This window comes from Acetobacter suratthaniensis, from assembly GCF_017377745.1.
Taxonomy (GTDB): Bacteria; Pseudomonadota; Alphaproteobacteria; order Acetobacterales; family Acetobacteraceae; genus Acetobacter; species Acetobacter suratthaniensis.
Genome location: NZ_JAFVMG010000028.1, coordinates 1 through 12,255 on the forward strand (window position 1 = coordinate 1; position 12,255 = coordinate 12,255).

Consider the following 12,255-nt stretch of genomic DNA (forward strand, 5'->3'; position numbering starts at 1 on the left):
CCGGCTGCATGGCCCGGGCCTGCGCCAGCGGCATCCCGTGACGGATCCCCAACCGCAGGGCGATGGGATCGGCCGCCGTGACGACAAGCCGACCACGCTCAGGCGCGTAGAGCGCCAGTCCGGTGCGTGAAGGGACTGGCTGCTGTTTCTGGTGCCGTTCGATCGGCCAGAGGGGGAGCCACAGGGAGAGAATACGTCGGGTCATGGCGTGTCGGGGTGGTGATCCAGGTGCCGTTGGCTCCGCCGCGATGGCGCATCAGTTCGACGGACCAGCGTTCCGGACCGGCAACCGGCGAAAGGGAGGGGAGGTCAGTGCGCAGCGTTGAGGGGCTACCGCCAATCCGCCAGCGGGTCATGCTGGCGCTGGCAGGCGGATCGCTCATTCCCCCCGCCATGCGACAGAGCAAGAAACCGCTCACCTGACTCCGTTCAGCCGCAAGGACCAGACGGCGGGACTGGGTGAGCGAGAGCGGTGTGCGCAGATCCGCGACCAGGGCACAGACCCCGCGTTCGTTCAGCACATCCTCGCACAGGGCTTCGAGACCGCCCTTACGGGTGGTGACGCAGAGCAGGCGACCGGGGTTAAGGCCGGACTGACGGATGCCCGGCGCGGACAGGTCAGGATAGTCTTCGCTGGCCCAGATCACCGGTCCGGTGGTGCGCGCCAGCACATGGGCGACAAAGGCGGCTGAGCGTGAGCCATAAAGGTTGTCGCGTCCGATGCTGAACACCTCATGCACGCAGCCACGCGCAAGGCCCCCGACAAGATGCGTATCGATGGCTGCAAACCCGGTGGGCAGCCTGTCGGCCGACACCGGCGGCGGGGCTTCCATCTGGCGGATTTTTGCGCGCAGAAGCGCCAGCGTGTCCGTCTTGTCCTGATGCATGAGAGGGCTCCTTTATGCCCTCATGGCTACAACGGAACAAAAAGCGAACACAAGCCTTTTCATACACACGCGAGGCCGGGCGTGGCTATCCGTTTGATCTTACGGAGAAACTGGAGTGGCGAGTTTTTTGCCCCTCGCTTAAGCCGGCATCTGGAGGTAAAACTCACGATCAACGATGAGACAACACATGAAAAATCTCACAGATTCTGACAAGGAACACCGCCTACAGGCTGTTCAGGCCGCGCTGGCCAGCGCGGCCCGGGAAGGGCAGCCGATTTCTCCAGAGGCAGCTGCAGATCTGGAAGCATGCGCACGAGGCGAAATCACGGGGGATGAGGTGCGTCGTCGTATCATGGCGCGGCTACAGGCGGATCCACGCTACAAGGTCGCCGCGCGTTCATAACCCCTATCCCTGATGCTTACCGATCGGCCGACTTCCAGGCATTGAGAGAGACGATCTTGCGGGCAACCAGATCCTGACGGGCAGGCGCAGTGTCGTTGCTGGCGAGGGCAGGTGGCGGGTCAGGGTTGGCTTTACGGTAGGCATCGAACACTTTGCCAAAAGCTTCCCATGCACCTGCAATCCAGTGTCCGCTTTTCCAGACCTGATGCAGAGCCACGGCTGCGGCTTCCCGTCTGGCACGGAAAACGGGAGCGGACAGCCTCTGCTCGACAGTCGTGTTCTGTGTAATCTGTTCGATCTGGAAACGCTCATCTTGTGCCTGCGCTAGCAGTTCCAGAAAGGCATCGACTGTTTCCTGCAAGCAGAGCCGCGCGTGCTCCTGCAGCGCGTCAAAATCCGCGAACATCGAAAAATCGGTGCCTTTGACTTGAGCCCGGACAGCACGGGTTCCCTCGCGCCCGATGGCCTCGGCCTTGCGGGATAAGCGCAGGCCAGCCGCACGGAGCGTCACCGCAACCGTTTCTGTATCTGGCGTGAGCTGAAGGACCGTCTCAATCGTCCGCTTCGCGAGCTTTTCGCGACCACGGCGGCGGACTGAGGTGACCAAATGATCTTCACGATTGTCACTCTTGGTGTGCTCACTCATGAGTATGACCAGCTACATATCGCCTATTCCAACCCTCGATAAGCTTGTCGAGTTGGTCGAAGCTCACAGCAGGAGAGCAGAAAAATCCCTGGAAGCGCCTAACCCCCATACCTTTTAGCTCATAAAACGCATTAATAGTTTCCACCCCTTCAGCGTAACAATAGATTTGCATCCTTTTACAATAATATATGATGGCTTCTATTAATGCTTGTGTCTTTAAATTAGACGAAAAGTTAACCAACATACCTTTGTCGATCTTGATTCCGTAAAGATCTATATCGATCACAGGAAGCAGAGTACTATGCTCAGAAAAGAAGTCATCAAGAGAAAATTTGTAACCATAATTTATAAGTCTTTTTATTTTTTCAACAATGTTCTTGTTCACTTTCATACGCTCCGAAATCTCTAAAATTATGTTTTTTGGAATCCGAGGGGTTTTCTTTGAAATTTCTTTCAACTGATCCAAAAAAACTTTGTTATTTATATCTACTTGAGAAATATTAATAGAAACACTATACCTTCCATCGTATTTCTTTATGAATTTTTCTGCAGATTCAAGACACAGTGCTGTCACTTTTTTATGGAGAGTATTCTCAGTCAAAAGAGGCTTAAAATGATCTGGTGAGAATATCTTGCCGCATCTGCATTTCACTCTCATGAGTTGCTCAAAGCATACAATACTTAAATATTCATCAAGAATTGGTTGATAGTAAATTTCAACAAGGTTCTTTTGGAAGAATTGGTTGTATTCCTGCTCTACGCACTGACCACATGGGAAAACTATCATTGGATAAATCTTTTAATAAGCTAATAAAGAGATGATGGCTGTTTACGGATATTAGTAATTATCAATTCTGTGTGGTGAAGTATGTAAAATTCCACGGAATCCTCCACAGGCCGTTTTATGCTGCTCAAAATATCCGGATAAAATTGGGCAATGACAGGCAACAATATGGGATGGAACCAATAAAGTTTTTTACAGAGGCTATGTTTTCATAAAACAATGAAGATACACAAAGCCCCTGTTTCCGAGATATTTATATCATAATTTAACCTAGGGGAGGGCTACCTTGCCAACGCCAGTCGTGGCTGCCGCCCTGCAGTGCTAATCTCATCTGTAGTGAAATGACTGACTATCTCCCTCAATGACATTGCTTCGCGTGCGAGGTTATGGACCGCGGCAGTCGTCTCTTCCACCATGGCCGCATTTTTTTGAGTAATGGCATCCATTTCGTTCATTGTCAGATTGATTTCGTTCAAGCCACTGGATTGTTCGGCAGCTGATGTTGAAACATTTTCAATCAGATTTCCCAAATCATCAATCTGGCTTGTAATGTCTCGAATACATTTTTCGGTATCTTCAACAAACCCAACGCCATGGTTAATGTCAGCGTAAGAGCGGGAAATGAGTTCCTGTATATTTTTTGATTCATCGGCAGTGCGTTGAGCCAGCGTTCTGATCTCGCTTGCAACAACAGAAAATCCACGACCATGCTCACCGGCTCTGGCGGCTTCAACCGCGGCATTGAGAGCAAGAATATTTGTTTGAAATGAAATTCCGTTAATGGTTTCTATGATAGTGTTAATTTTTTTAGAAGATTCTTCTATTTTACTCATGGCGTTCATCGTGTTGCCAATGGCCTTTTGTGAAAGCGCTACGCTTTTTTTTGTTAAATCAGACGTTTCCCGAGCATCTTGCGTTATTTCTGCTATCTTATGCATATTTTTATTAATGGATGAAACAGTGACTGTTGTTTGCTCAAGGCTGGACGCCTGTTCCTCAGTCCGCCGTGCCAGATCATCGGTTGCCGTGGAAACTTCAGCTGATGTATTACTGACAACAGTCGTATTGCTTGTAATTTGCTGCATCGCCTCACTAATGGCGCAAAGTCCTTCATTGAAATCTTTTCTGATAGATTCATATTCAGGAGCAAAGGCTTGATCTAATGTCGCGGTAAGATCGCCTGATTTTATAGCCTGTAAAACCCGACGGAAAGACTCAGTCATAAATTCTATATTTGTTTGGTTTTTTTTCTGCTGTTCCTGTGCGGCAAAATGCTCACGCCGATCTTCCCAGACAACCGCAATTTCGTCATTCCCTTCAATGCTTATAAGAAATATTGTTGCAAAAACAGGAAGAATTGTCCCGTCCATACGGACATGCATCCAATCAAATTGGATTGGGTTTCTATATTTTATAAGGTTTCCTACTATTTCCTGTGTGGCATCACTTGATTTTTTCCCATCAGGCTGAAAATCAGGCGAAAATTTTTCAACACTTAACCCGATGATCTGCTCTCTGCTGCCACCAACAAGATCAAGCATCGCATTATTGCAATCAGCGACCTTACCATCTTTCAAATAAAAACATCCGCTCAGAGTATGCTCAAATATTGACTCTGCAAGAATTTGATGTACTGTTCTCACGTCAACTTGATTTTTACTTTTACCTCTTGAAAAAAACATGGAACTAAAAAAACTCCCGAAATCTTTTGGCTGCCTGTTTGTAGACGACTGGTCTATTCATTTTCATATATGAGTTATGATCTTCATGCAACACACGACGCATAACCGCGACACTAAGCAGGCAATTCTGCACGCGGCTCGTATGATCATTAGCCGGAAAGGCTTTGCATCAGCCGGATTAAATGAAATCCTGGCCGAGGCAGGTGTTCCAAAGGGATCATTTTATCATTATTTCAAGTCTAAAGATATGCTTGGAGTTGAAGTTCTAGAGACTTATTTTGATTCCTATCTGAGTCTTCTTGATGAGATGTTTCAAACCCCAGCTATGACTGGGCGAGAGCGATTGATGCTCTATTGGAAAAAATGGTGCGATACGCAAAAAAACACTCCCACGACAGGAAAATGTCTGACCGTAAAGCTTGGGGCCGAAGTGTCAGATATGTCAGAACCCATGAGGAGGGTTCTTATACATGGGACAACAAGCGTCGTCGATAAAATTACACAGGCCATAGAATATGCAATTATAGATGGCTCAGTGAAAATAGCAGAAGAACCAAAAAAGACGGCAGAAATGCTTTATAAAATGTGGCTAGGGTCAACGCTAATGGTCAAAATTACGCGCGACAATCAAGCATTGATAGATGCCTATGTAACTACGGAACGGGTTCTTTCAACAAAAAACTGAGAGCGAGATCGGTCTGTTTGTCAGGGAAATGACGGGCCGAAGAACCCTGGATTGATGTGCTTGGCCTGTAATTTCTGGCTTTTGGCGATTTAATTGACGGTTTCCGGAGATATTTCGATCTGCGTTTTGAGCAGATCGAGTGCTGTCCCCCCGCTGGATTGCTATGCATTCGCGCTGATCCGCTCCAGGAAGAGGAAGCGGCGCATATTATAGACGATATTGGCCAGGCCGATCCTCATGGTGGCCCGGGTGATACCGACAGTTCGGACGAACAGACCCATTTGCGATTTCTGGTCAGCAAAGACATGCTCGACGCGGCATCGTCGTTTTCCATTTGCGGATCAGCCGAAATTTCCTGTCGATGGAGATATGCGATTTATAGCCAAAGAACGGGATGGCCAGATCTGTTGCAGGCATACTCCCGACCTCCCATCGCTTCGCTTTCGTGAATTTCAGGGGCCCGCGCGCATGCCTGTCCTTGTGGGACAGTTTGGACGGCTTGTCCTGCCAGTCCTGAGGGATCCGTCCTTCACGCAGATCCGCCTTCTCCGTATTGGTATTGCGCTGCTTCGGAGCCGCTACCAGCATGGCATCCAGTATCTGGCCTGACATCGGCAGATACCCAGCGTTACGCAGGGTCGCATCAAAGCGGTTGAACAAAATATCAATTGCCCCCGCTTGTGTCAGACACTCCCTGAACAGCCAGATGGTTTTGGCATCAGGCACGCAGTCCGACAGCCCCAGACCTAAAAAGCGCATGAAGGAGAGACGGTCGTTGATCAGGTATTCCGTCCGTTCATCGGACAGATTGTTGATTGTCTGGATCATCAGGATCTTGAACATCAGCACTGGATCAAACGGCGGACGCCCGCCTTTGCTTCCGTCGGAATACGCCTGTGCCTTGTCAAGATCTGGGCGGAACACCTCAAAATCCACAGGCCGGGAAAACACTGCAAGTTGATGACTAAGTCCGCGTAGGTGAGCAAACCGCTCTTCAAAGTCACTGAAACCAGAGTGCTTCATCTTCCATCACCCCATCTAAGCAACTCAGGAGAAATGAAATCAAAGAGAAGGCAACAAAACCATAAGGTTTTTCTAACTCTCTCTTTGTAGGTAATTCATAAATAAATTTTGTATAAAATAAAATCAACGGCGACCACAATCCATCGAGAACTGGGAAGGCATGAATGCAATCGTCATAACCGCATTGAAACGGCCCTACACCTTTGTGGTCCTTTCAATGCTCATTCTCGCGTTTGGCGTGCTCTCTGTTATGCGCGCGCCAACCGATGTGTTTCCCAATATCAAGCTGCCCGTGGTGTCCGTTGTGTGGACATACGGCGGCATGCTGCCAGAGGAATTCGCAGGACGCATAACCTACAACTACGAACTGGCCGTGACCTCCACTGTGGAGGGCATCGAGCATATGGAAAGCAGCTCGTATTACGGCCGCAGCATCGTAAATATCTACTTCCAGCCCGGAACGGATATCGGTGAAGCTGAAGCCGAAGTTACGGCTATTTCCCAGACCGTTATCAAGCAGTTGCCTGATAACATTCCAGCGCCCATGGTCATGCGTCTGGATGCGTCCTCGGTGCCGGTTCTGGCGCTGCAGGTAACGTCTGACAAGCAGACCCCGTCAGATCTGTTCAAGATCGCGATGACGCGCATCCGCCCCATTCTCGTGACCGTGCCGGGTTCTGTTCTGCCGCAGGCTTACGGCGGTATGGACAGCTTCATCATGGTTGCTCTCAACCAGAAGCAGCTTCAGGCGCATCATCTCTCCGCCATGGACGTGCAGAACGCCCTGCGCAAGCAGAATATCGTGCTGCCCGCAGGCGATCAGAAAATATATAGAACGGACTGGATGGTGCAGACCAACGCCACACCACGGTCTATGGAAGAGTTAGGGGACATTCCCGTCAAGCGCGTAGGTAATGCCGTCATTTATGTGCGTGACGTAGCCAACGTGTACCGTGGCGGACACCCGCAGACCAACCTTGTGCTGGTTCAAGGCAAGCAGGGCGTCATGATCGTCGTCATGAAAAGTGGCGAGGCCTCGACCCTTGATGTCGTGTCCAGAACCAAAGAACTGCTACCTCGTGTCCGACAGCTTGTACCGCCGGATGTCCATATTTCGGTGCTGAGCGACGCCTCGGTATTCGTTAAGGACGCCATCAAGGATGTGGTGCGCGAAATGCTGACAGCCGCCGTGCTGACAGGTCTTGTCGTGCTGCTGTTCCTTGGCTCCTGGCGCTCCACCATCATTATTGCCACGTCTATTCCGCTGTGCATTCTGGCAGCCATCATCTGCCTGTTGTGGGCGGGGCAGACCATCAACGTCATGACACTGGGTGGCTTGGCGCTGGCTGTTGGTATTCTGGTGGATGACGCAACCGTCATGATCGAGAATATCGATACCCATCTTGAAATGGGCAAGGATCTGGAAACCGCCATTATCGATGCGGCCAACCAGATCGTTATTCCCACACTGGTTTCCACCCTGTGCATCTGCATTGTGTGGACACCGCTGTTCCGCCTGAGCGGTGTGGCGGGCTGGCTGTTCATGCCTATGGCCGAAGCGATTGTTTTCGCCATGCTGGCATCGTTCATCCTCTCTCGTACACTCGTGCCTACCATGGCCAAATATCTGCTCGCAGGGCAGGTGCATCCCGGCCTGCATGGTGATGAACATGAAGCCCTGCCCAAAGGGTTCTTCGGGCGGTTCCAGAACAAGTTCGAGCATGCCTTCCACGCTTTCAAGCTCCGCTATGGGCGGGTACTGGAACGCGTGGTTAACAAACGCCGCAAGTTTGTCGCGGTGTTTCTGGGGCTGTCCGTGCTCTCCCTCGCGCTGTTTACCGTCGTCGGGCAGGACTTCTTTCCCGAAGTCAAGTCCGGTGCGCTTCAGATGCACATGCGTGCCCCTTTAGGGACACGTATTGAAACCACGGGTCGTATCGTTAGTCTGGTGAATAATAGGATTGAACAGATCCTACCCGGCAAGGTGGAAGGGATCATCAATAACTGCGGTCTGCCTGAAGGTCCGCATAACCAGGCGTTCATTCCCACGCCCACAATCGGTACACAGGATTGCGACCTGACTATCACACTCAAGGACGAGACTTCTCCTGTGTGGGATTACCGCGCCCTGCTTCGGCGCAAGCTTTCGGCCAGCTTCCCCGGCACGGTCTTTACCTTCCAGCCCGCGGATCTGACCGAGAAAATCCTTAACTTCGGTTCACCTGCACCGGTTGATATCCAGATCTCCGGGCCTGATATTCGCGACAACTATCGCTATGCCCGCCTGTTGGTTAATCGCCTGCGCAGCATACCCGGAGCCGTGGATACCGTTATCCAGCAGACCATGAACACACCAACACTGTTCGTGCAGGGCAACCGCACATTCAGTCAGGCCACGGGCATGACGGAAGGTGATATTGCCAATAACGAACTGATGACCCTTTCTGGTAGTCAGACAGTGGACCCGCAATACTGGCTTGACCCCAAGACCGGCATTACGTTCCCGCTGAATGTCTATGTCTCGCAGGATCAGCTCACACACTACAACAACCTGCTGACCATCCCTGTAGACAAGGGAGATGGCGATCCCAACGGCAAAGACATGCAGCTTCTGGGTAGCATCACCACGATCAAACCTATCGGCACCCCCGGTCAGGTGTCTCACTACAACTCCATGCCCGATATCGATATCTACGTTTCCACCGAGTTTACTGATCTCGGGTCTGTTCTGGCTCAGGTCAAACGTGAGATTGCGGCAACAAAAGGAGATCTGCCGCGTGGTGTTGCGGTGGATATCCGTGGTCAGGCCACAACCATGCACAGCGCTTATGTGGAGCTGATTGCAGGGCTCGTGGTTTCGGTGGTGCTGATCTACATGCTGATTGTGATCAACTTCCAGTCCTGGATTGATCCTTTCATCATCATCTCCGCACTGCCGGGTGCTCTGGCCGGTATTGCCTGGAGCCTGTTCCTGACCCAGACACGCCTTTCCGTGCCTGCGTTGACGGGGGCCATCATGTGCATGGGAACGGCTACGGCCAATTCCATTCTGGTGGTGTCCTTCGCCAAGGAACGCTTTGCCATGCACCGCAGTGCCGTCACGGCTGCGATCGAGGCAGGGATAGGCCGTATCCGTCCGGTTATCATGACGGCTTCGGCCATGATTATCGGCATGGTGCCCATGGCCATAAGCAATTCGCAAAATGCGCCACTGGGTAAGGCGGTTATTGGCGGGCTGATCGTGGCCACCATTTCCACCCTACTTTTTGTCCCCTGTGTTTATGCAATTTTCCATCATCATCCGGAAAAGCCATCCAGCACGGATACGGCCCACCGGCAGGAGGCTGTCTGATGTCTGTTTCCCGCAAAGGCAGAATCTTCATCATTCTTCTTGTGACTATTATTGTAGCAGATATTAGCTACCTACTAGGTCAGCGTGCTTGTAATCGCGTTCGGATCCACGAAGACGCGGCTTATAGCCGGGTACCGGATGTGGCTCTCGTGCAGCCCAAGCCGGCGCCGCCAACCGTCACCATGACCCTGCCGGGTACAATCAGCGCATGGTACGAGGCGCCTATTTATGCGCAGGTCTCGGGCTACGTGAAGATGTGGTACCAGGATTACGGTGCGGTCGTGAAAAAAGGCGATCTTCTGGCCGAGATCAATACGCCCAGACTGGATGCCGAATACGCTCAGGCCCAGGCGGATCTCAAGGTTGCGCAGGCCAAATACGGCCTTGCCTCCATAACCGCCACACGCTGGCGGTCCATGGGGCAGTCACAGGCAGTGTCTGGCCAGTCTGTTTCGGTGCAGAATGCCAACGAGCAGTCAGCCAAGGCAGAGCTTGAAGCAGCCGAGCACAAGGTCGCCCAGTATCAGGCCATGATCCACTTCAAGAGCATTGAAGCACCGTTTGATGGGGTGGTGATCGCGCGTAACATCAACGTGGGCGACTATGTTGGGGCTGGTAGCGGCAACATGAATGCGAATGGCACGGCCAGCGAACTGTTTACCGTGGCTGATACCCACGCCATGCGACTGTTCGTGTCCGTACCGGAAACATTCTCCTCCACATTAAGTTCCGCATTAACGGCGAAGGTTACGGTGCCACAGTTTCCCAACAAAATATTTGAAGCCCAATTCCTGACGATTGCCAAAGGGTTTGACCCGAATACACGCACAGTTATCACGGAATTCTCGATCGATAATGGAGGACAGAAACTGTGGCCGGGCAGCTTTGCCTCCGTCACACTCACTGCCCCAGCAAATAAGGGTGTTTACACCATTCCCACCGGAGCACTGGTGTTCCAAGAGCACGGCATGCAGGTGGCGACCGTCGATGCTAAAGATATTGCCCATTACCGTAATATCACAGTGGGTCGCATGGCTGATGCGTATACGGAGGTCAGTGCTGGGCTTTTTCCCGATGACCGGATCATCAACAACCCGCCAGCCGATCTACTCGAAGGCGATTCTGTTCGGCCGGTATCCCCTGAAAAGGGCTATCTCAGCACACCGCCAGCCGCCGCTAGAGAGGAGGATGACGAATGAAACAGACCCTCTCGCGTTTTGGCACCGTGCGTGCGCGCCGCCTGACGGCGCGGGCAGGCCTGCTGCTTTCCCTGACTGTGCTAAGTGCCTGTGATCTGGCACCGCATTATGATCCGCCCCATTATGTGGTGCCGGCATCATGGCACGGGCAGGGACCATTCAAGGATGCGGTGCCTGGCACCGTAGCCCTGAAGCCTGACTGGTGGACGCTGTTTGCCGACACCACGCTGAACGGGCTGGAGCAGGAAGCGCTTGCAAACAATGCTGACCTTCAGGCCGCAGCCGAGCGCTTTTCGCAGTCGCGCGCCATTGTCATGGAGGCGCGCTCCGATCTGCTGCCGCATCTGGGCATGGCGTTTGGCGCGAGCGACAACAAAAGCTCGGCAGATCGCCTGTTCCGCTACAAAGGCCCAATTACGGCCACGGATGAGTTTTACTCCGGCCTTGCAAGCTGGGAGCCCGATATCTGGTCGGCTATCCGCAATCAGGTACGGGTGCAGAAATACTATGCACAGGAGCAGGCGGCTGATTACGCCGCCGCACGGCTGAGTCTGCAGGCGGAATTGGCATCGGATTATTTCGCCCTGCGTGGGCTTGATGCCCAGAACGCCATTTATACGCAGTCCATCGCGTATTATCAGCAGGCCCTGCATGTGACCCAGACACGGCTCGATAATCAGGACGCCACGGGTATCGACGTGGCACGAGCCCAGAACCAGCTTTATATGACACAAGCACGCCTGCTTGATGTGCAGGCCCAGCGTGAGGTGCTGGAGCACGGCATTGCCGTGCTGGTGAATGAACAGCCCTCCACCTTCCATATCGCGGCGGTCGATGAACTGACGAATGTGGAGCCGCTGGTGCCGACCGGCCTACCGTCCGACCTGCTGGAGCGCAGGCCGGATATTGCGGCGGCGGAGCGGAGCATGGCTCAGGCCAACCGGGCGATCGGCATTGCACGGGCAGCGTTTTATCCGCATGTGTTTTTCAGCGCCAATGGCGGGTTTGATTCCAACGGATTCAATCTCGCCAATCTGGCTAACAGCATGTGGTCTTATGGTGCTTCCGTTTCCATGCCGATATTCGAAGGCGGGCTGCGCCGCGCGCAGTTGCAGCATTCGTGGTCTGTCTACCGCGAAACGCTGGATCACTACCGCATGACGGTTCTCACCGCGTTCGGGGATGTGGAAAACGGTCTGTCGCTGACAAACCGCCTGCGGGCGGAAACGGAGCGTCTGGGGCAGGCGGTGCAAACGGCTGAGAAGGCGCAGACCCTGACAATGACCCTGTATAAAGGAGGTGCTGACAGCTATCTTGATGCACTGATCGCGCAGGTGAATACGCTCGATGCACGCATTGACCGTGTGCAGGTGCAGGCCCGTGCCCTGCAAAGCACGGTCGGCCTCATCCGTGCTCTGGGTGGGGGCTGGCGCCAGAGCGATCTGCCCACACCTGACGACACCATGTCATTCGGTGTCATGCAGTATTCAGGCCTGCAAACGCCGGCTGATTCCATGAAGCAGCTTAACAAACAGTAAAGGTAGTCTGTCGGGTTGGGAGCCTTATGAAGCTGGAGGGTTCTAAAAACCCCCTA

The 12,255-nt window shown here is 52.7% G+C and carries 9 protein-coding genes and 1 pseudogene; 5 read left to right on the forward strand and 5 right to left on the reverse strand.

Translation table 11 applies throughout. The features are described 5' to 3' along the window. Positions 1-98: 98 nt before the first annotated feature. Positions 99-887 (reverse strand): ImuA family protein, encoded by a 789-nt coding sequence (locus tag J2D75_RS13725; protein WP_207855361.1) that lies wholly within the window; start codon positions 885-887, stop codon positions 99-101. Positions 888-1,074: 187 nt separating this feature from the next. Here J2D75_RS13725 and J2D75_RS13730 point away from each other — a divergent pair, with 187 nt between their 5' ends. Beyond that, entirely contained in the window at positions 1,075-1,290 is a 216-nt protein-coding gene (locus J2D75_RS13730) for an antitoxin VbhA family protein (RefSeq protein WP_207855362.1), read from the forward strand. 16 nt (positions 1,291-1,306) lie between these two features. Here the strand turns inward: J2D75_RS13730 and J2D75_RS13735 are convergent, their stop codons facing one another. The 3 genes from J2D75_RS13735 to J2D75_RS13745 all read right to left on the reverse strand — a co-directional run bounded on the left by J2D75_RS13735 (position 1,307) and on the right by J2D75_RS13745 (position 4,402). Beyond that, entirely contained in the window at positions 1,307-1,936 is a 630-nt protein-coding gene (locus J2D75_RS13735; RefSeq protein ID WP_207855363.1) for a hypothetical protein, read from the reverse strand. After that, positions 1,929-2,723, reverse strand: coding sequence for an EAL domain-containing protein (locus J2D75_RS13740; protein WP_207855364.1), 795 nt, complete (start codon positions 2,721-2,723; stop codon positions 1,929-1,931). The genes J2D75_RS13735 and J2D75_RS13740 overlap by 8 nt, the downstream gene beginning before the upstream one ends. 278 nt (positions 2,724-3,001) lie before the next feature. Next, a complete protein-coding gene (locus tag J2D75_RS13745; protein WP_207855365.1) occupies positions 3,002-4,402 on the reverse strand; it encodes a methyl-accepting chemotaxis protein in 1,401 nt (466 codons plus the stop codon). An 85-nt stretch (positions 4,403-4,487) separates the two neighbouring features. Here J2D75_RS13745 and J2D75_RS13750 point away from each other — a divergent pair, with 85 nt between their 5' ends. Continuing rightward, positions 4,488-5,087 carry a TetR/AcrR family transcriptional regulator gene (locus J2D75_RS13750; protein ID WP_207855366.1) on the forward strand — a complete coding sequence of 200 codons (600 nt, stop codon included), beginning with the start codon at positions 4,488-4,490 and terminating at the stop codon, positions 5,085-5,087. 161 nt (positions 5,088-5,248) lie between these two features. Here the strand turns inward: J2D75_RS13750 and J2D75_RS13755 are convergent. Then, a pseudogene (locus J2D75_RS13755) lies at positions 5,249-6,110 on the reverse strand (transposase). 160 nt (positions 6,111-6,270) lie between these two features. On the opposite strand from J2D75_RS13755, the gene J2D75_RS13760 reads away from it, so the two are divergent. Genes J2D75_RS13760 through J2D75_RS13770 form a run of 3 tightly spaced genes read left to right on the forward strand, consistent with a single transcriptional unit; the run spans position 6,271 to position 12,199 of the window. Further along, positions 6,271-9,462, forward strand: a complete 3,192-nt coding sequence (locus J2D75_RS13760; RefSeq protein WP_207855367.1) for an efflux RND transporter permease subunit — start codon at positions 6,271-6,273, stop codon at positions 9,460-9,462. Then, complete coding sequence (locus J2D75_RS13765) at positions 9,462-10,661, forward strand: efflux RND transporter periplasmic adaptor subunit (RefSeq protein WP_207855368.1); 1,200 nt, start codon at positions 9,462-9,464, stop codon at positions 10,659-10,661. Before J2D75_RS13760 ends, J2D75_RS13765 begins: the two co-directional genes overlap by 1 nt. After that, positions 10,658-12,199, forward strand: a complete 1,542-nt coding sequence (locus J2D75_RS13770) for an efflux transporter outer membrane subunit (RefSeq protein WP_207855369.1) — start codon at positions 10,658-10,660, stop codon at positions 12,197-12,199. Before J2D75_RS13765 ends, J2D75_RS13770 begins: the two co-directional genes overlap by 4 nt. Positions 12,200-12,255 lie beyond the last annotated feature (56 nt).